This window comes from Streptomyces sp. NPDC006872 (assembly GCF_040635845.1).
In the GTDB taxonomy this organism is placed as follows: domain Bacteria; phylum Actinomycetota; class Actinomycetes; order Streptomycetales; family Streptomycetaceae; genus Streptomyces.
Genome location: NZ_JBEYIL010000014.1, coordinates 248,220 through 266,565, shown reverse-complemented (window position 1 = coordinate 266,565; position 18,346 = coordinate 248,220). Strand labels below are relative to the sequence as shown.

Here is an 18,346-nt window from a genome sequence, read left to right as displayed (position 1 = left end):
GCTAAAGCCTATGTAAAGACTGAGCTGAACCTTGGAGCGAGCCGAGGACTCTGTGCGATCGCCGTGCGCCGCAACTTCCTTGAAAAAAGCCCAAGTTGGCAGGCCGCAGGTCATCTTCGGGGCGTGGGACACAACGGACGGCCGGCTCTCATCAATTGTTCACGATATTGAGTACATGTGACCTGTATCACAGTGGCTCATCAGCTGGAGACGGTCTGCGCCTTTTTCTGCGCCTCTTGGACGAGCCGCAGATACCGGTCCCAGTCCCAGTGCTCACCGGGGTCGGTGTGGTCCGTCCCCGGCACCTCCACGTGCCCGATGATGTGCTCGCGGTCGACGGGTATGTCGTACCGTCGGCAGATCGCCGCGGTCAGCACGGCGGACGCGGCGTACATCGCGTCCGTGAAGTCCTGCGGCCGGTCCACGAAGCCCTCGTGCTCGATGCCCACACTGCGCTCGTTGTACGCGCGATTGCCCGCGTGGTACGCCACGTCCAGCTCGCGGATCATCTGCGTGACGTGCCCGTCCTTGCCGACGATGTAGTGCGCGGCGGCCTTGTGCCCCGGGTCCTCGAACGCCTTCACGGCGCTGGCCAGATCGCCCTGTGTGACATGGACGACGACCATGTCGATCCCGAAGTCGTCCGGCCGGTCCGCCCAGCGGAAGTTCGCCTCCGACGCCGCCACCCACCGCGCGCCCGTGTAGTCGACCGCGCCCTCGACCCGCTTGCGGCGCACACCGGGCAGCCGCCAGTACAGCCGCGCCAGTTCGTCACGCGCCAGCACGCCCGTGCCGACGGCGGCCGCCGCTCCGCCGATCAGCAGGGCACGCCGCCCGATCCGCCGGTCGGAGTCGCCCTTCCTCGCCCCCATGCGCAGTCCTTTCTCGCCCCTCGAGATCGTCAACGGATACTCGCGGGCTCCGGTTCCCGACGCCCCGTACCCTGGAAGGGCTATGACTGAGACTGAGACCTCGCAGCACCCCCGCCCCCTTCGCGTACTCGCCGCCATGTCCGGCGGGGTCGACTCCGCCGTCGCCGCCGCCCGCGCCGCCGAAGCCGGCCACGACGTGACCGGCGTGCACCTCGCGCTCTCCGCGAACCCGCAGTCCTTCCGCACGGGCGCGCGGGGCTGTTGCACCATCGAGGACTCCCGCGACGCCCGCCGCGCCGCCGACGTGATCGGCATCCCGTTCTACGTGTGGGACCTCGCCGACCGCTTCCGCGAGGACGTGGTCGACGACTTCGTCGCCGAGTACGAGGCCGGCCGCACCCCCAACCCGTGCCTGCGCTGCAACGAGAAGATCAAGTTCGCCGCGCTGCTCGACAAGGCGCTCGCGCTGGGCTTCGACGCGGTGTGCACGGGCCACTACGCCAAGGTCGTCCTTACGGAGGACGGCACCCGGGAACTCCACCGCGCCTCGGACATGGCCAAGGACCAGTCCTACGTCCTCGGCGTCCTGGACGACCGACAGCTCGCCCATGCGCTCTTCCCCCTCGGCGACACCGTGACCACGAAGGACGAGATCCGCGCGGAGGCCGAGCGGCGGGGCCTGGCCGTCGCCAAGAAGCCCGACTCCCACGACATCTGCTTCATCGCCGACGGCGACACCCAGGGCTTCCTCGCGAAGAAGCTGGGCAGGGCCGAGGGCGACATCGTCGACGAGTCCGGCACGAAGATCGGCACCCACGAGGGCGCGTACGGCTTCACCATCGGCCAGCGCAAGGGCCTGCGCATCGGCACCCCGGCCGCCGACGGCAAGCCGCGCTACGTCCTCGACATCTCCCCGGTGAACAACACCGTGACGGTCGGCCCGGCCGCCTCCCTCGACGTCGGCGCGCTGACCGCGATCAAGCCCCGCTGGTGCGGCGCCGCTCCGACCGGCCCCGGCGTGTACACGGCCCAACTGCGCGCCCACGGCGGCGAGACCGAGGTCACCGCGGAACTGCTCGACGGCCGCCTGGAGGTCACGTTCACCGAGCCCGTCCGGGGTGTGGCCCCCGGTCAGGCGATCGTGCTCTACGACGACACCCGCGTGGTGGGCTCGGCCACGATCGCGACCACGGTGCGGGCGCCGGCCGGGGTCTCCTGACCCTCGGCCCCGCGGCAGCCGGCCTTCCGGCGGTCAGTCCGGCTGCCCGAAGAACTCCGCCAGCACCGGCGCGAGAACGGTCGGATCCACCATGTGGGTCTGGCCCTCGAGCGTGAGGTACGTGCCGTCGCCGACCGCGTCCGCGACGGCACGTACGGCCTCGCGCAGCCACGGCGCACTGGCCTCGCCCGCCACCGCCAGCACCGGCACGCCGACCGCGGCCAGCCGCTCCCGGGGGACCGCCCCGCCGGCCATGACGGCGTCGTCGTAGGCGAGGGTCGGCGCGATGGCCTCCATGCCCTCCCACATGGGCGATCGACGCGCGCCCTGGATCATCTCCTCGGCCAGCCCCGTCAGCCGCAGGAACAGCTCGACGGCGTCCCCGCGCCGCCCGCGCGCGAGCGCCTCGGTGAGGTTCGCCGTGTACGCGGCGCGCTCCCGCACGCCCTCCTCGTCGACGGCGAACGGAGTCTCGTACACGGCAGCCCGGCGCACCGGCAGCCCGCTCGCCGCCGCCTCCAGGACCAGCGCACCGCCCGACGAGATGCCGTAGAGCGCCGCCTCGCCGCCCGCCGCGTCGACGAGGGCCGCCAGGTCCTCGACTTCGCGCCGCACGTCGTACGGCGCCGTGTCACCGCTCCCGCCGCGGCCCCGGCGGTCGTACCAGAGGACGGTGAAGCGGTCCGCGAGCAGCCGGGCCAGGGGCGCCACGGTCCCGCCCGCGGACATCGCCCCGCTCACCAGAATGACCGCGGGGCCCTGTCCGGCGCTGGTGTACGCGAGCTCGGTGCCGTCGCGGGAAATCGTCTTCTTGTCCATGTCTGTGCAGACTGCCGCACGGCGGTGCGGTCATCGGGCTACGACACTTCCACCTCGTAGAAGCAGAGGTGGTTCCTGATCGCGGCGACGTCCGGCTTGGGGTCGGGGTACGACCACACCAGATCGGTCGCCTCCGGCAGCGACCAGTAGGAGGCCGTGCCCTTGAAGGGGCAGTAGGTGTGGGTGTCGGAGGCGGTCAGCAGGTCCATGCGGACGTCCGCCTCGGGGATGTAGTACCGCGCGGGACAGCCGGTCTCGTGCAGCACGAGGGCCCGGTCGGTCTCGGCCAGCACACGGCCTGCGTGGACGACCCTGATGTGCCGGTCGGACTGCTCGACGGTGATCGTGTGTCCTCGGGTGTCTCCATGAGTCATGCCGGAAAAGCACTGGCGTGCGCCTCGTTCTTCCCGGATACGGTGGCGGGATGCGTATCTGTGTCTTCCTCTCCGCCGCCGACCTCGACGACCGCTACACGCGCCCCGCGCGCGAGTTCGCCGAACTGCTGGGCAAGGGCGGTCACACGCTGGTGTGGGGCGGTTCGGACGTCGGCCTGATGAAGGTGGTCGCGGACGGCGTGCAGCAGGCGGGCGGCCGGCTGTGCGGGGTGTCGGTGGTCTTCCTCGCGGCCAAGACGCGGCCCGGCGCCGACGAGATGGTCATCGCGCGCGACCTCGCCGAACGCAAGCGGCTGCTCCTGGAGAAGGCCGACGCGGTGGTCGTCATGGTCGGCGGTACGGGCACGCTGGACGAGGCCACCGAGATCCTGGAGCTGAAGAAGCACGGTCACACCGACAAGCCGGTCGTGCTCCTGAACACGGCAGGCTTCTACGACGGCCTCAAGGAGCAGTTCCGGCGCATGGAGGACGAGGGCTTCCTGCCCCGCCCCCTCGCCGACCTGGTCTTCTTCGCCGAGGAGCCGGTGGGCGCGCTGGCCTACCTGGAAGCTGGGACAGCAGCGGCTCCCGCCGCGGGCCAGGGCGTCGCGTAGGTACGCCGTGATGCGAGCATGGCAGGCATGGCTACTCATGTGATCACCGGAGCGGGCTCCGGCATCGGCGCCGCCGTCGCCCGTCGGCTGCACGCGCGCGGGGACGAACTCGTGCTGCACGCGCGCGACGCGGGTCGCGCGAAGGAGCTCGCGGCGGAGTTCCCCGGGGCCCGGACCCTGGTCGGCGACCTGGCCGATCCCGACAAGCTGAGCTGGGCCTTCTCCTACCAGTCGCTGCCGGACCGGGTGGACTCCCTGCTGCACATCGCCGGCGTGGTCGACCTCGGCCCGGTGGGCGACCTGACCCCGAAGTCCTGGCGCCACCAGCTCAACGTCAACCTGATCGCGCCCGCCGAGCTGACCCGGCACTTCCTGCCCCAACTCCGCACCGCCCGCGGCCATGTGGTCTTCGTGAACTCCGGGGCGGGCCTGCGGGCGAGCGCCGAATGGTCCGCGTACGCCGCCTCCAAGCACGGCCTGAAGGCCCTCGCGGACTCGTTGCGGGCCGAGGAGCACGGCAACGGCGTACGCGTCACCTCCGTCTACCCCGGCCGCACCGCCAGCCCCATGCAGGCCAAGGTCCACCAGCAGGAGGGCAAGGAGTACGACCCCGCGGAGTGGATCGACCCGGAGTCGGTCGCGACGACGATCCTGATGGCGATCGACCTGCCCCGGGACGCGGAGGTCAACGATCTGACGGTACGACCGGGCCGCTGAGGGCTCGAGGCTACGTAGGCTGCACCTGTGAACCCACACTTCAGTTTCGGCCCCGCCACCGGCATCGGCTCACTGCCGGGCGGTGACGCCCGCGAGGCCGCCAAGACCGTCACCGGGTCCTTCGAGGACTTCCCGTTCCTGGCCGAGCTGCCGGCCCGCGGCCCCGGCGCCGACATGATCGGCCGGACGGCGGGGATGCTGGTCGAGATGTACGCGCGCGTGGAGCCCAGCGGCTGGCGGCTCGGCGACCGGCCCGGGCGGGACACCAAGCGGGCCCGGTCCTGGCTGGGGGAGGACCTCGACGCGCTGGAGGAGTTCACGCAAGGCTACGAAGGCCAGGTGAAGGTGCAGGCGGTCGGGCCCTGGACGCTCGCCTCCGCACTGGAACTGAAGAACGGCGAGGCGGCCCTCTCCGACCCCGGCGCCTGCCGCGACCTCGCCGGCTCCCTCACCGAGGGCCTGCGCCAGCACCTCGGCGAGGTACGCCGTCGGCTGCCCGGCGCGCAACTCGTGCTCCAACTCGACGAACCCTCCCTCACCTCCGTGCTCCGCGGCCATGTGAAGACCGCCAGCGGCTACCGCACCCACCGCGCGGTCGACCGGCAGGTCGTGGAGGCCACGCTCCGCGACGTCGTCGGGGTGCAGGGCGATGACCCCGTCGTCGTCCACTCGTGCGCACCGGACGTCCCGTTCGCCCTGCTGCGCCGGGCGGGTGCGGCGGCGGTCTCCTTCGACTTCTCGCTCCTCACCGAGCGTGACGACGACGTCATCGGCGAGGCGGTGGAAGCCGGCACCCGGCTCTTCGTCGGTGTCGTGCCCGGCACGGATGCCGCATTGTCAGACCCTGCCGGTAGCGTCATGGGTGTCAGGACGCTGTGGCGCAGGCTGGGGCTGCGACCGGGGCTGCTCGCGGAGGCCGTCACCCTCACTCCGTCGTGCGGCCTCGCGGGGGCTTCCCCCGCGTACGCCCGCCACGCCCTCGCCCACTGCGTCCGGGCGGCGAGATCCCTCGCGGACAACCCAGAGTAACGGGAGGACAACACGGTGGCCGGCGACAGGCAAGCGGAGACGACGGTGCCCAGCGAGGCACGGGAGCAGCACGCGCAGCTCGCTGAGCAGATCGAGGAGCACCGCTTCCGGTACTACGTGAAGGACGCTCCCGTCATCAGCGACGCGGAGTTCGACAGGCTCCTGCGCGCCCTGGAGGCGCTGGAGGAGGAGTACCCCGAGCTGCGCACGCCCGACTCGCCGACCCAGAAGGTCGCGGGCGCGTACGAGACGGAGTTCACGGCCGTCCAGCACCGCGAGCGCATGCTGTCGCTCGACAACGCCTTCGACGACCTGGAGCTCGCCGCGTGGGCCGAGCGCGTCCACAAGGACATCGGCGCCTCCGCCTACCACTTCCTGTGCGAGCTCAAGGTCGACGGCCTCGCCGTCAACCTCACGTATGAGAACGGCCGGCTCACGCGCGCGGCGACCCGCGGTGACGGCCGCACCGGCGAGGACATCACGCCCAACGTGCGCACCATCGCCGAGATCCCGGACCGTCTCGCGGGCGACGGGGTGCCGTCGCTGGTGGAGATCCGCGGCGAGGTCTACTTCCCGATGGAGAAGTTCGAGGAGCTCAACGCCCGGCTGGTCGAGGCCGGCGACAAGCCCTTCGCCAACCCGCGCAACGCGGCGGCCGGTTCGCTGCGCCAGAAGGACCCGCGCGTCACCGCCTCCCGCCCGCTGCACATGGTCGTGCACGGCATCGGCGCCCTGGAGGGCTACGAGGGCATGGACCGCCTCTCCGAGGCCTACGACCTGCTCAAGGGCTGGGGCCTGCCCACCTCCCCGCACAACAAGGTGGTCGGCGACCTCGACGGCGTACGGCAGTTCATCGCGTACTACGGCGAGAACCGGCACTCGGTGGCGCACGAGATCGACGGGGTCGTCGTCAAGCTCGACGAGATCCGGCTCCAGGGGCGGCTCGGCTCCACGGCCCGCGCGCCGCGCTGGGCGATCGCGTACAAGTACGCGCCGGAAGAGGTCAACACCAAGCTGGTCAACATCCGTGTGGGCGTCGGCCGCACGGGCCGGGTGACGCCGTACGCGCAGGTCGAGCCGGTGACGGTGGCCGGTTCCGAGGTCGAGTTCGCCACCCTGCACAACCAGGACGTGGTCAAGGCCAAGGGCGTCCTCATCGGCGACACCGTGGTGCTGCGCAAGGCCGGTGACGTGATCCCGGAGATCCTCGGCCCGGTGGTCGACCTGCGCGACGGCAGCGAGCGCGAGTTCGTGATGCCGGCCGAGTGCCCCGAGTGCGGCACCCCGCTGCGCCCGATGAAGGAGGGCGACGTCGATCTGCGCTGCCCCAACGCCCGCACCTGCCCCGCCCAGTTGCGCGAGCGGCTGTTCTACCTGGCCGGGCGCAAGGCCCTGGACATCGAGCACTTCGGGTACGTGGCCGCGGCCGCCCTCACCAAGCCGCTGGAGCCGCAGGAGCCGCCGCTGCTCGACGAGGGCGACCTGTTCGCCCTGACGATCGAGCAGCTGCTGCCCATCAGGGCGTACGTCCGCGACCAGGACAGCGGACTGCCCAAACGGGATCCGAAGACGGGCGAGGAGAAGATCGCCACGGTCTTCGCCAACCAGCAGGGCGAGCCGAAGAAGAACGCGCTGTCCATGCTGGAGACCATCGCGGCCGCCAAGGAACGCCCGCTGGCCCGCATCCTCACGGGTCTGTCGATCCGTCATGTCGGTCCCGTCGCGGCCGAGGCGCTGGCCCGCGAGTTCCGCTCGATCGAGCGCATCGAGCAGGCCACCGAGGAGGAGCTGGCGGGCACCGACGGCGTCGGCGCCATCATCGCGGCCTCGCTCAAGGAGTGGTTCGCCGAGGAGTGGCACCAGGAGATCCTCCGCAAGTGGAAGGCCGCCGGCGTCCGCATGGAGGAGGAGAGCTCCGCGGAGGACGAAGGCCCGCGGCCCCTCGAAGGTCTGACGGTCGTCGTCACCGGCACCCTCGAACACTTCACCCGCGACCGCGCCAAGGACGCCCTGCAGAGCCGTGGAGCGAAAGTGACCGGTTCTATTTCGAAGAAGACCTCGTTCGTCGTTGTGGGTGACAATCCTGGATCGAAGTACGACAAGGCGATGCAGCTGAAGGTGCCGGTGCTGGACGAGGACGGTTTCACCGTCCTGCTGGAGCAGGGACCCGAGGCGGCGGCCGAAGTCGCCCTCCCGACCGGCGAATCGACCGAGGAGCCGACCGAGGAGTCGACGGAGGAGCCGACGGAGGCGTCCACCGACGAACCGGCCGGGAACTCGATCGAGGAATAACGAAGCGCAGCGGTTGAAGGCCACCCGATCGGCGCATACCAGATGCATACGGGTGGCCGGGGCGCATTCGGGCAACCGTCGACGACCGCTGCCCGTGGAAGCCTTCTGCGGCCTACTGTTGAGATGTGCGCCTGCCGTGCCCAGCTGCGGTCGGGGCATCCCCCTGCTCCCGAGGAGCAAAGGGAAAGGGTTTTCCAGCGCGGCGCCGCCCGGGGTTGTCGGGCAACTGGCCGCGTGGCGTGGGCACCGCCGGCTGTGAGAGGGACGGGAATGGAACCGACCGAGAGCGCCGCCGCGGACTCGACGGTGCGCCGACGCCGGGTCGCCGGTGTGTGGTGGGCGAGTTGGCGGACGGCGCGCTCCGAGCGACAGCCGGGCGCGCAGGCGTACCCGCCGCGCTCCGTACCGCACACGGCGCCGCAGCCCACACCGCACCCCTCCCTGGAGAACCGCGCCTCCGCCGCGCTGCCCCCCGGCGTGCCCGGCGCCGAACCCGACCGGCATCTGTCCTGGCCCGCGCTGCCCGCGGCGGTCGTCGCGGCGGCCGCCTTCGCCCTCGGCGCCGGCTTCTACCGCGCCTTCACCGGCGACCACGCGCTCTTCCCGTCCGGCACGGTCGGCTGGGCCCTGGCCCTGCTGGCCGGCGTCATCGTCGGACACCTGGTCCTGCTGGGCCGCGCCCGCTGGTGGGGCGGCACCGGCTCCGGCGCCGCCCTCACCCTCGCCGTCCTGCTGCTCTACGGCTGGGTGCCGGCCGGCATGGTCAGCCTCACCGTCGTCGTCCTGGTCGGCATAGCCAGGCGCCACCGCTGGCGGCAGGGCGTCCTGCACGGCGCGGTGGACATCCTCGGCATCGGCGCGGGCGCGCTGCTGCTGGCCGCCTGCGGCCGGATACCGTCCGTCGAGCGCCCCTGGACCCCCGACACATGGTCGGTCTACACCGGCCCCCAGGTGGTCCTGGTGGCCGTCGCCTACCTCGCCGTCACCCGCGTCCTGCTCTGGTATCTGCACGCCCCCCGCACCGGCGGACTGCCCACCGTCGCCCGGACGGCCCTGGTCAGACAGGGTCTCGTCGCCGTCGCCCTGCTGGGCATCGCCCCGCTGATCTGCGTGGTGGCCGTGGCCAAGCCGATCCTGCTGCCGCTGTTCGCCATCCCGCTCATCGCCCTCGACTCCACCCTGTGGATAGCCCGCGCCCGCGCCGAGGAGCAACTGCGCGACCCGCTGACCGGGCTGCCCAACCGGCAGTGGCTCCTGGAGCGCATCTGGACCGCGCTGGACGACGCCGAGCGCATCGGCGTCCGGGCCGCCCTGATGCTGATCGACCTCGACCGGTTCCGCTCGGTCAACGACACCCTCGGCCATCTCGCGGGCGACCGCCTCCTGCTCCAGATAGCCGACCGGCTGCGGCTGGCCCTGCCGCGCGGGGCGGAGGTCGCCCGGCTCGGCGGGGACGAGTTCGCCGTCTTACTGCCCGTCGCCGACTCCACGACCTCGGCGAGCCGGATCGCCCGCGCCCTGGTCTCCGACCTCAGCTCGCCGCTCGACCTCGACGGGCTCACCCTCGTCCTGGAGGCGAGCGCCGGCGTCGCCGTCTTCCCCGACCACGCCCTCGACGCGGAGGGCCTGCTGCGCCGGGCGGACGTGGCGATGTACCAGGCCAAACGGGACCGCACGGGCGTGGAGGTGTACGAGTCCAAGCGGGACTCCAACACCCCCGACCGGCTCGGCCTGCTGGGCGATCTGCGGCGCGCGCTCGACGCGCACGAGGTCCAGCTGCACTACCAGCCGAAGGTCCGCTTCGACGGGCAGGTGGCAGGCCTGGAGGCCCTGGTCCGCTGGGTGCACCCCGAGCGCGGGAAGGTGCCGCCGGACGAGTTCATAGCGATCGCCGAGTCGTCGGGGCTGATGCCCCATCTGACGGAGTACGTGCTGGACACCGCGCTCGGACAGGTCGCGAAGTGGCGGGCGCAGGGGCTGTACGTGCCGGTCGCGGTGAACGTCTCCCCGCGCGACGTCCACACACCGGGCTTCGCGGGGTCAGTCGCGGCGCGGCTGGCCCGGCACGGAGTGCCCGCGGGATCGCTCCAGCTGGAGATAACGGAACACGTCCTCCTGGAGGACCCGCAGCGCGCCGCCGACACCCTCAACGGTCTCACCGGCCACGGCGTGAAGATGTCCCTGGACGACTTCGGCACCGGCTACTCCTCCCTGGTGCATCTGCGCCGGCTGCCCGTGAGCGAGCTGAAGATCGACCGCTCCTTCGTGGCCCGCCTCGCCGTCGACAACGAGGACGCGGAGATCGTGCGCTGCACGGTCGACCTCGCGCATTCCCTGGGCCTGCTGGTGGTCGCCGAGGGCGTCGAGGACGACGAGACCTGGGAGCGGCTGCGCGACCTCGGCTGTGACGCCGTCCAGGGATGGCTGGTGGCCGCGGCGATGCCCCCGGAGGAGACGACCGCCTGGCTGCGGGCGCGTGGCTCAAGAGGCTGGCAACGCCCCAAGGCGGCCCTGCCGGCCGCGGCCTCCGACGAGTAGCGCTCTCCCGGCCCCGGCCGAGCCGCGGCAGCCTGCACCGCCCCTGGGTAATCCGTGTCACTGGTTCAGGGCCCCGCCCCCTAGGATTGGCCCCAAACCACATCTCACTTCACTCACCCCAGAGGAACGCTGCATGCCTGGCATCACGCGCGAGGAGGTCGCCCACCTCGCCCGGCTGGCGCGTCTGGAGCTGAAGCCCGAAGAGCTCGAACACTTCGCGGGACAGCTGGACGACATCATCGGCGCGGTCGCCCGCGTCAGCGAGGTCGCCGACCAAGACGTACCGCCGACCTCGCACCCGCTCCCGCTGACGAACGTCATGCGGGCGGACGAGGTCCGTCCGTCGCTCACCCCCGAGCAGGCGCTCTCCGGCGCCCCGGCCCAGGAGCAGCAGCGTTTCAAGGTGCCGCAGATCCTGGGGGAGGACTAACCGCCATGACGGACAACGTCAACATCATCAAGCTCACCGCCGCCGAGACCGCCGCGAAGATCGCCTCCGGCGAGCTCACGGCCGTCCAGGTCGCCGAGGCCCATCTGGCGCGCATCGAGGCCGTCGACGAGAAGGTCCACGCCTTCCTGCACGTCGACCGCGAGGGCGCGCTCGCGCAGGCCCGCGCCGTCGACGAGAAGCGGGCCCGGGGCGAGAAGCTCGGTCCGCTGGCCGGCGTCCCGCTCGCGCTCAAGGACATCTTCACCACCGAGGGCATCCCGACGACCGTCGGCTCGAAGATCCTCGAGGGCTGGATCCCGCCGTACGACGCGACGCTCACCAAGCGGCTGAAGGCCGCCGACGTCGTCATCCTCGGCAAGACCAACATGGACGAGTTCGCCATGGGGTCCTCCACCGAGAACAGCGCCTACGGCCCGACCGGCAACCCCTGGGACCTCACCAAGATCCCCGGCGGCTCCGGCGGCGGCTCCTCCGCCGCGCTCGCCTCCTTCCAGGCGCCCCTCGCCATCGGCACCGACACCGGCGGCTCCATCCGCCAGCCGGCCGCCGTCACCGGCACGGTCGGCGTGAAGCCGACGTACGGGGCGGTCTCCCGCTATGGCATGGTCGCCTTCTCCTCCTCCCTCGACCAGGGCGGACCCTGCGCCCGCACGGTCCTGGACGCGGCGCTGCTGCACGAGGTCATCGCCGGGCACGACCCGCTGGACTCGACGTCGATCGACGCGCCCGTCCCGCCGGTGGTCGAGGCCGCCCGCAACGGCAGCGTCGAGGGCATGCGCGTCGGCGTCGTCAAGCAGTTCCGCGGCGAGGGCTACCAGGCCGGCGTGATCCAGCGGTTCGACGAGTCCGTCGCGCTGCTGAAGGACCTGGGCGCCGAGATCGTCGAGCTGGACTGTCCGTCCTTCGACCTCGCCCTGTCGGCGTACTACCTCATCGCGCCGTCCGAGTGCTCGTCCAACCTCGCCCGCTTCGACGGCCTGCGCTACGGCCGCCGTACGGGCGACGACGGCACCCATTCGGCCGAGGAGGTCACCTCCCTCACCCGTGAGGCGGGCTTCGGCCCCGAGGTGAAGCGCCGCATCATGCTCGGCACGTACGCGCTGTCGAGCGGCTACTACGACGCCTACTACGGCTCCGCCCAGAAGGTGCGCACGCTCATCACGCGCGACTTCGAGAAGGCTTTCGAGCAGGTCGACGTGATCGTCTCCCCGACGACCCCGACCACCGCCTTCGCGATCGGTGAGCGCGCCGACGACCCGATGGCGATGTACCTGGCCGACCTGTGCACCATCCCGACCAACCTGGCGGGCAACGCGGCCATGTCGCTGCCCTGCGGTCTCGCCCCCGAGGACAACCTCCCGGTCGGGCTGCAGATCATCGCCCCGGCGCTGAAGGACGACCGGCTTTACAAGGTCGGCGCCGCCGTCGAGGCCGCCTTCGTGGAAAGGTGGGGTCACCCGCTCCTCGAGGAGGCTCCGTCGCTGTGAGTGCACTGAACAAAGCCAAGGGCTTCAAGAAGTCCAAGTCCGGCACGTACCTGTCCATGGCCGGCACCGCGTTCGGCGCGATCGGTGTCGCCAAGCAGATCAAGAGGGCCCGCGCCGAGAACGACACGCTGCGGCTGATCGACGCCACCGTGTCCGCGGTCGCCGTCGTCACCGGTCTCGCGATCCTGTACCGCGAGCTGAAGCGGCTGGGCGACGACGACGTCCTGCTGGGCTGAGAGGGAAGTAGCACCGTGACCACCACGACCGACCTGGAGTCGTACGAGGACGCTCTCGCGTCGTACGACCCCGTCATGGGCCTCGAGGTCCATGTCGAACTCGGCACCAAGACGAAGATGTTCTGCGGCTGTTCGACCGAACTCGGTCAGGACGCCAACACGCAGACCTGCCCCACCTGCCTCGGCCTGCCCGGCGCGCTCCCGGTCGTCAACGCGATCGGCATCGAGTCGGCGATCAAGATCGGTCTCGCGCTGAACTGCGAGATCGCCGAGTGGTGCCGGTTCGCCCGGAAGAACTACTTCTATCCGGACATGCCGAAGAACTTCCAGACCTCCCAGTACGACGAGCCGATCGCCTTCAACGGCTACCTCGACGTGCAGTTGGAGGACGGCGAGACCTTCCGTGTGGAGATCGAGCGCGCCCACATGGAGGAGGACACCGGCAAGTCGACGCACGTCGGCGGCGCCACCGGCCGTATCCACGGCGCGTCCCACTCCCTGCTGGACTACAACCGCGCCGGCATCCCGCTCATCGAGATCGTCACCAAGCCGATCGAGGGTGCGGGCGAGCGTGCCCCCGAGGTCGCCCGGGCGTACGTCCGTGAGCTGCGCGAGGTCATCAGGGCGCTCGGCGTGTCGGAGGCCCGTATGGAGATGGGCCAGATGCGCTGCGACGTCAACCTGTCGCTGCGCCCGCACGGCCGGGAGAAGTTCGGCACCCGCAGCGAGACCAAGAACGTGAACTCGCTGCGGTCCGTGGAGCGTGCGGCCCGTTTCGAGATCCAGCGGCACGCGGCCGTCCTGAACGGCGGCGGGACGATCATCCAGGAGACCCGCCACTTCCACGAGGACACCGGGTCCACGACCTCGGGCCGCGTGAAGGAGGAGGCCGAGGACTACCGGTACTTCCCGGAGCCCGACCTGGTGCCGGTCGCCCCGTCCCGCGAGTGGGTCGAGGAGATCCGCGCCGGGCTGCCCGAGATGCCGTTGGCCCGTCGGGGCCGGCTGATCGCCGAGTGGGGCGTCTCCGCCACCGACATGCAGTCGATCCTCAACGCCGGTGCGCTGGACCTGATCGTCGCCACGATCGACGCCGGCGCCGACGCGGCCTCCGCCCGCAAGTGGTGGATGGGCGAACTGGCCCGCAGCGCCAACGAGTCCGGAACGTCCCTGGACGAGCTGGCGATCACGCCCGAGCAGGTCGCCCGGGTCGCCGAGCTGGTCACCTCCGGGGATCTGAACGACAAGCTGGCCCGCCAGGTCATCGAGGGCGTCCTCGCGGGCGAGGGCACCCCGGACGAGGTCGTCGTCAAGCGCGGGCTGAAGGTCGTCTCCGACGACTCGGCGCTCGGCACGGCCGTCGACGAGGCCATCGCCGGCAACCCGGGCGTCGCCGACAAGATCCGCGGCGGCAAGGTGGCCGCGGCCGGGGCCCTGGTCGGCGCCGTGATGAAGGCCACGCGCGGACAGGCCGACGCGGCCCGCGTCAAGGAGCTGATCCTGGAGAAGCTGGGCGTCAGCGAGGGCTGAGACCCGGGAGCTTCACGAAGGGATGCATCGAGTCATCGGTGCATCCCTTCTCCCGTTCTCAGCCCGACGCGCTACGCTCGCCCGCCATGAGTGCACGAACCGACTCCGACCCCGACAGCGACATAGAGGACGGCGACACGAAGGACGGCGACATCGAGGACACGGATGACGAACTCGACTTCGAGGACGCCCGGCGGGCCCGCTGGACCGCGACCGGCACCGGAGCGCTGCTCACCCTCGCCGGCCTCGCCGCGTCCCTCCTGCGCCTGACCGGCTCCTCCCCGGCCCTCGTCCCGGCGGCCTACGCCCTCGGCGCCGCCGTCTGCGCCCTCGCCGCGCTGCTGGGCTCCCGCGGCCGGACCCGGCGCGCCCTGTGGCTGCTGATCGCCGGCGTGATGGTGATGGCGTTCGGCGACCAGGCCGACTGACACCGTCGCCGTTATTGTCCTGTGACAAGGCTCGCACTCTTGTGAAAAGACGCACTACCGCATCAAACGATCTTCAACGCCTGCGAGAGTGACCACACATCGCTCATAAGTTCTTTGCGGGCTGTTCAGTTCAGGTACGACGGTTCCCGGTCAAAGATCCACAATTCGGCCTCCGGGAGCACCAGTGGCAGCACTCGCACGATGGTGTGTTCGCAACCGCCTCCTCGCGGTTCTGCTCTGGCTCCTCGCCCTCGGCGCCACGGCCGGCGCCGCCGTCGTCACCGGCTCCGCGTACTCCAACGACTACGAGGTCCCCGGCACCGAGTCCGGCCGCGCCACCCGACTGCTCGAGGCGGGCTTCCCGGATCTCGGCGGGGACAGCGACACCGTTGTCTGGCACACCGCCTCGGGCACCGTCCGCGCCGCCGACGTCGAACAGACCATGACCGGCACGCTGGAGCGGATCGCCGACCTGCCCGGCGTGGCCTCCGTCGCCGGCCCCTACGACGACCAGGGCAGCGCGCAGATCAGCAAGGACGGGCGCACGGCCTACGCCGTCGTCGTCTTCGAGGACCGCGCCGAGGACCTCGACGAGAGCGAGGCGCAGGCCGTCGTCGACACCGCCCGGGCCGCCGGGACCGACGGGCTCCAGGTCGAGCTGGGCGGCACCGCGATCGGGCTCACCGAGTCCTCCGGCGGGCATCTCGCCGAGGTCGTCGGCGTGGTCGTCGCCGCGGTCGTGCTGTTCCTCGCCTTCGGGTCGCTCGCCGCGTCGCTGCTGCCCATCGCCACCGCCCTGGTCGGCGTCGGCACCGCGTACGCCGGCATCGTGCTGCTCGGACACGCCATGACCGTCGCCGACTTCGCGCCCATGCTCGGCATGCTCGTCGGCCTCGGCGTCGGCATCGACTACGCGCTGTTCATCGTGACCCGGCACCGGCGCGGGCTGAAACGGGGGCTCACGGTCACCGAGGCCGCCACGCACGCCGTCGCCACCACCGGACGCGCGGTCGTCTTCGCGGGCGCCACCGTCTGCATAGCGCTGCTCGGCATGTTCATCCTGCGCCTGAGCTTCCTCAACGGCGTGGCGATAGCGGCCTCCCTGACCGTCGTCCTCACGGTCGCCGCCTCCGTGACCCTGCTGCCCGCGCTGCTGTCCTTCATCGGCATGCGCGCCCTCAGCCGCCGCGAGCGCCGCCGGCTCGCCGAGCACGGGCCCCAGCCGGAGGTGCCGGCCGGGTTCGCCGCCCGCTGGTCGGCGTTCGTGGAGCGCCACCCCAAACTGCTCGGCGCCATCGCCCTGGGCGTCATCTCCGTCCTCGCGCTGCCCACCTTCGCCCTCCACCTCGGCACCTCCGACCAGGGCAACGCCCCGAAGTCGGCCACCACCCGCCAGGCCTACGACCTCCTCGCCGACGGCTTCGGCGCCGGCGTCAACGGTCCGCTGACGCTGGTGACCTCCGTCCACGGCGCCGAGGACCGGCTCGCCCTCGACAGCCTGGACCTCGCCCTGCGCACCACCGAGGGCGTGGCATCGGTGACCCCGGTGACCTTCGACTCCGGTGGCCGCACCGCGTACCTCACCGTCGTGCCGGAGTCCGCCCCGCAGTCGCAGCGCACCAGCGAACTCGTCGACCGGCTGCGCACCGAGGTGCTGCCCCGCGCCGAGGCCGGCACCTCCCTCGACGTGCACGTCGGCGGGGTGACGGCCGGTTACGACGACTTCGCGGACGTCATCGTCGGCAAACTGCCGCTGTTCGTGGGCGTCGTCATCGGCCTGGGCTGTCTGCTGCTCCTGCTCGCGTTCCGGTCCGTCGGCATACCGCTCAAGGCCGCCGCGATGAACGTGGCCGCCGTGGCCGCCGCCTTCGGGGTCGTCGTCGCGATCTTCCAGTGGGGCTGGGGAAGCGAACTGCTCGGCCTCGGCCGGGCGGGGCCGATCGAGCCCTTCCTCCCCGTGATCATGGTGTCCGTGCTGTTCGGCCTCTCCATGGACTACCAGGTCTTCCTGGTCAGCCGGATGTACGAGGAGTGGCTGGAGACCGGCGACAACCGGCGCGCCGTCCGGATCGGCCTGGCCGAGACCGGCAGCGTGATCAACTCCGCCGCGGTCATCATGATCTCCGTCTTCCTCGCCTTCGTCCTCAGCGGCGACCGGGTGATCGCCATGTTCGGCATCGCGCTGGCCTCGGCCGTCGCCCTCGACGCGTTCGTCCTGCGCACGCTCCTCGTGCCCGCCCTGATGCACCTGCTCGGCGGCGCCAACTGGTGGCTGCCGCGCTGGCTGGACCGGCGGCTGCCGCGGATCAGCATCGAGCCGCCCGAGTCCCGCGCCGCCCATGAGAGGCTCACCGAGGTAATGGAGGCACTGGAGAAGGAGCCGCGGCCGGATGTACGCGATATCGCTGGGTGACGACGGAGCCGAACTGCGCCCCCTGGACCCCTGGCACGCCGAGGAGTTCCTGGCGCACCTGGAACGCGGCCGGGAGTTCATCAACCAGTACGTCCCGTTCGGCTCCAAGGCCACCGACGTGGCCGGCGCGCGGGAGACGCTGCAGCGGTACGCCGACATGCGCGCCGCCGACACCGGCTCGCTGCACGGCATCTGGCGGGACGGCACGCTCGTCGGCGGAGTGCTCTTCCTGAACTTCGACGCCGAGGCGGCGAACTGCGAGGTCGGCTGCTGGCTGGAACCCGACGGCACCGGCCGCGGGCTGATCACCCGGGCCATCCGGGTGCTGATCGACTTCGCCGTGGAGCAGCGCGGGATCCAGCGCGTCGAGTGGGTCGCCTCCGCGGGGAACACACCCAGTCTGAACGTCGCCCGGCGGCTGGGGATGACCCGCGACGGCGTCCGCCGGCAGGCCTACCCCTATCGTGGGGTGCGGCACGACCTCGAAGTGTGGTCCGTGCTGGCCCAGGAGTGGCGCGAGGCACGCGCGCGCGGCGCTCACAACGATCATTAAGGGACCTCTCAGAGAGCGTCCGTACGGTGCGAGGTATGGGAACCAAGACTGTTGACGAGGCCGGCGCAGAGACCGGCCCCGAGGCGAAGACCGACGACAAGAAGGTGGACGTCACCAAGACCGACGCCGCGGACGAGGTGACGCAGCCCCGGGAGAGCGACGAGGCCGCCGAGACCGAGGAGACCGACGGGACCGACGAGGCCGCGGACTTCGAGGAGGGCGCCGACGAGCTCGTCGCCGAGGAGGGACCCACCGGCGTCGGCCAGGGCGCGGGCGCCGTCGTCGCCGCCGTGCTCGGCTTCGTGTCGCTCACCGGCAGCTGGATCGGCACGGTCGCCGGGGCCCGGCAGACCCTCGTCGGCCAGCTGGAGACCTCGTCCTCCGCCAGCGTCGCCACGCAGATCCAGGCCGTCTACGGCGACGCCTGGCAGACCACCGCGCTGTGGGCCGGCCTGTTCGCGCTGGCCGCGCTGGTCGTCGGCGTCGTCGTGCTGGCCCGCCCGGCCTTCGGCAACCCCGCCCGTCCGCAGGCGACCTGGATCAAGTCGGTCTCCTGGGCCGGCGTCGCGCTCGGCGTCATCGGCCTGCTCCTGGCCGTCCTGAAGTACACCGACGCGCTGCTCGGCCTGCCCTCCGCGAGCTGAGTTCCCGCACGTCATGAGGGGTCTTAGGCCCGCCGTAAGCACCTTACGGCGGACCTAGGGCCCCTCAGGCGCGTCTAAGGCCCCGCCCGCCGCCGAAGATGCGGAACTCTCCCGATGTGGCGGACCCCCC

Annotated in this window: 17 protein-coding genes; 14 read left to right on the top strand and 3 right to left on the bottom strand. The window is 71.3% G+C overall.

Annotation, left to right across the window (positions count from 1 at the left end; genetic code table 11):
- Positions 1 to 200 precede the first annotated feature (200 nt).
- Positions 201 to 872 (bottom strand): N-acetylmuramoyl-L-alanine amidase, encoded by a 672-nt coding sequence (locus ABZ725_RS35780; RefSeq protein ID WP_358806581.1) that lies wholly within the window; start codon positions 870 to 872, stop codon positions 201 to 203.
- 82 nt (positions 873 to 954) lie between these two features.
- Between ABZ725_RS35780 and mnmA the strand changes: the two genes are divergently transcribed.
- Positions 955 to 2,091 (top strand): tRNA 2-thiouridine(34) synthase MnmA, encoded by a 1,137-nt coding sequence (gene mnmA / locus ABZ725_RS35775; RefSeq protein WP_358806580.1) that lies wholly within the window; start codon positions 955 to 957, stop codon positions 2,089 to 2,091.
- Positions 2,092 to 2,124: 33 nt separating this feature from the next.
- On the opposite strand, the gene ABZ725_RS35770 is transcribed toward mnmA, so the two are convergent.
- Both ABZ725_RS35770 and ABZ725_RS35765 read right to left on the bottom strand, forming a co-directional pair.
- A complete protein-coding gene (locus ABZ725_RS35770) occupies positions 2,125 to 2,910 on the bottom strand; it encodes an alpha/beta hydrolase (protein ID WP_358806579.1) in 786 nt (261 codons plus the stop codon).
- A gap of 38 nt (positions 2,911 to 2,948) precedes the next feature.
- A complete protein-coding gene (locus tag ABZ725_RS35765; protein WP_358806578.1) occupies positions 2,949 to 3,284 on the bottom strand; it encodes a DUF427 domain-containing protein in 336 nt (111 codons plus the stop codon).
- A 50-nt stretch (positions 3,285 to 3,334) separates the two neighbouring features.
- Between ABZ725_RS35765 and ABZ725_RS35760 the strand changes: the two genes are divergently transcribed.
- From ABZ725_RS35760 to ABZ725_RS35700, 13 genes are all read left to right on the top strand, one after another.
- Positions 3,335 to 3,898, top strand: a complete 564-nt coding sequence (locus ABZ725_RS35760) for a TIGR00730 family Rossman fold protein (protein WP_358806577.1) — start codon at positions 3,335 to 3,337, stop codon at positions 3,896 to 3,898.
- 18 nt (positions 3,899 to 3,916) lie between these two features.
- The gene (locus tag ABZ725_RS35755) at positions 3,917 to 4,615 is read left to right on the top strand and encodes an SDR family oxidoreductase (protein ID WP_358806576.1); all 699 of its coding nucleotides are present in this window, start codon (positions 3,917 to 3,919) and stop codon (positions 4,613 to 4,615) included.
- Between the two features lie 27 nt (positions 4,616 to 4,642).
- A complete protein-coding gene (locus ABZ725_RS35750; RefSeq protein ID WP_358806575.1) occupies positions 4,643 to 5,644 on the top strand; it encodes a methionine synthase in 1,002 nt (333 codons plus the stop codon).
- A 15-nt stretch (positions 5,645 to 5,659) separates the two neighbouring features.
- Positions 5,660 to 7,936 carry an NAD-dependent DNA ligase LigA gene (gene ligA, locus ABZ725_RS35745; protein WP_358806574.1) on the top strand — a complete coding sequence of 759 codons (2,277 nt, stop codon included), beginning with the start codon at positions 5,660 to 5,662 and terminating at the stop codon, positions 7,934 to 7,936.
- A 270-nt stretch (positions 7,937 to 8,206) separates the two neighbouring features.
- Positions 8,207 to 10,474 carry a bifunctional diguanylate cyclase/phosphodiesterase gene (locus ABZ725_RS35740; RefSeq protein WP_358806573.1) on the top strand — a complete coding sequence of 756 codons (2,268 nt, stop codon included), beginning with the start codon at positions 8,207 to 8,209 and terminating at the stop codon, positions 10,472 to 10,474.
- Positions 10,475 to 10,607: 133 nt separating this feature from the next.
- A complete protein-coding gene (gene gatC, locus ABZ725_RS35735; protein ID WP_007384860.1) occupies positions 10,608 to 10,904 on the top strand; it encodes an Asp-tRNA(Asn)/Glu-tRNA(Gln) amidotransferase subunit GatC in 297 nt (98 codons plus the stop codon).
- Between the two features lie 5 nt (positions 10,905 to 10,909).
- Positions 10,910 to 12,412: an Asp-tRNA(Asn)/Glu-tRNA(Gln) amidotransferase subunit GatA gene (gatA, locus tag ABZ725_RS35730; RefSeq protein ID WP_358806572.1), complete on the top strand. Its 1,503-nt coding sequence runs from the start codon at positions 10,910 to 10,912 to the stop codon at positions 12,410 to 12,412.
- On the top strand, positions 12,409 to 12,648 hold the full coding sequence (locus ABZ725_RS35725) for a hypothetical protein (RefSeq protein WP_358806571.1): 240 nt from the start codon (positions 12,409 to 12,411) through the stop codon (positions 12,646 to 12,648). The genes gatA and ABZ725_RS35725 overlap by 4 nt, the downstream gene beginning before the upstream one ends.
- Before the next feature lie 15 nt (positions 12,649 to 12,663).
- Positions 12,664 to 14,178, top strand: coding sequence for an Asp-tRNA(Asn)/Glu-tRNA(Gln) amidotransferase subunit GatB (gatB, locus tag ABZ725_RS35720; RefSeq protein WP_358806570.1), 1,515 nt, complete (start codon positions 12,664 to 12,666; stop codon positions 14,176 to 14,178).
- Positions 14,179 to 14,264: 86 nt separating this feature from the next.
- Positions 14,265 to 14,606: a hypothetical protein gene (locus ABZ725_RS35715; protein WP_358806569.1), complete on the top strand. Its 342-nt coding sequence runs from the start codon at positions 14,265 to 14,267 to the stop codon at positions 14,604 to 14,606.
- 184 nt (positions 14,607 to 14,790) lie between these two features.
- On the top strand, positions 14,791 to 17,019 hold the full coding sequence (locus ABZ725_RS35710) for an MMPL family transporter (RefSeq protein ID WP_358806568.1): 2,229 nt from the start codon (positions 14,791 to 14,793) through the stop codon (positions 17,017 to 17,019).
- Positions 16,997 to 17,572: a GNAT family protein gene (locus ABZ725_RS35705; RefSeq protein WP_358806567.1), complete on the top strand. Its 576-nt coding sequence runs from the start codon at positions 16,997 to 16,999 to the stop codon at positions 17,570 to 17,572. Before ABZ725_RS35710 ends, ABZ725_RS35705 begins: the two co-directional genes overlap by 23 nt.
- Before the next feature lie 35 nt (positions 17,573 to 17,607).
- Complete coding sequence (locus tag ABZ725_RS35700) at positions 17,608 to 18,216, top strand: hypothetical protein (protein WP_358806566.1); 609 nt, start codon at positions 17,608 to 17,610, stop codon at positions 18,214 to 18,216.
- The last annotated feature ends 130 nt before the right edge of the window (positions 18,217 to 18,346 follow it).

Coding starts and splice junctions, on each gene's coding strand:
- ABZ725_RS35780 (WP_358806581.1), bottom strand. CDS start 872: ATGGGGGCGAGGAAGGGCGACTCCGACCGGCGGATCGGGCGGCGTGCC.
- mnmA (WP_358806580.1), top strand. CDS start 955: ATGACTGAGACTGAGACCTCGCAGCACCCCCGCCCCCTTCGCGTACTC.
- ABZ725_RS35770 (WP_358806579.1), bottom strand. CDS start 2,910: ATGGACAAGAAGACGATTTCCCGCGACGGCACCGAGCTCGCGTACACC.
- ABZ725_RS35765 (WP_358806578.1), bottom strand. CDS start 3,284: ATGACTCATGGAGACACCCGAGGACACACGATCACCGTCGAGCAGTCC.
- ABZ725_RS35760 (WP_358806577.1), top strand. CDS start 3,335: ATGCGTATCTGTGTCTTCCTCTCCGCCGCCGACCTCGACGACCGCTAC.
- ABZ725_RS35755 (WP_358806576.1), top strand. CDS start 3,917: ATGGCAGGCATGGCTACTCATGTGATCACCGGAGCGGGCTCCGGCATC.
- ABZ725_RS35740 (WP_358806573.1), top strand. CDS start 8,207: ATGGAACCGACCGAGAGCGCCGCCGCGGACTCGACGGTGCGCCGACGC.
- gatC (WP_007384860.1), top strand. CDS start 10,608: ATGCCTGGCATCACGCGCGAGGAGGTCGCCCACCTCGCCCGGCTGGCG.
- gatA (WP_358806572.1), top strand. CDS start 10,910: ATGACGGACAACGTCAACATCATCAAGCTCACCGCCGCCGAGACCGCC.
- ABZ725_RS35715 (WP_358806569.1), top strand. CDS start 14,265: ATGAGTGCACGAACCGACTCCGACCCCGACAGCGACATAGAGGACGGC.
- ABZ725_RS35705 (WP_358806567.1), top strand. CDS start 16,997: ATGTACGCGATATCGCTGGGTGACGACGGAGCCGAACTGCGCCCCCTG.
- ABZ725_RS35700 (WP_358806566.1), top strand. CDS start 17,608: ATGGGAACCAAGACTGTTGACGAGGCCGGCGCAGAGACCGGCCCCGAG.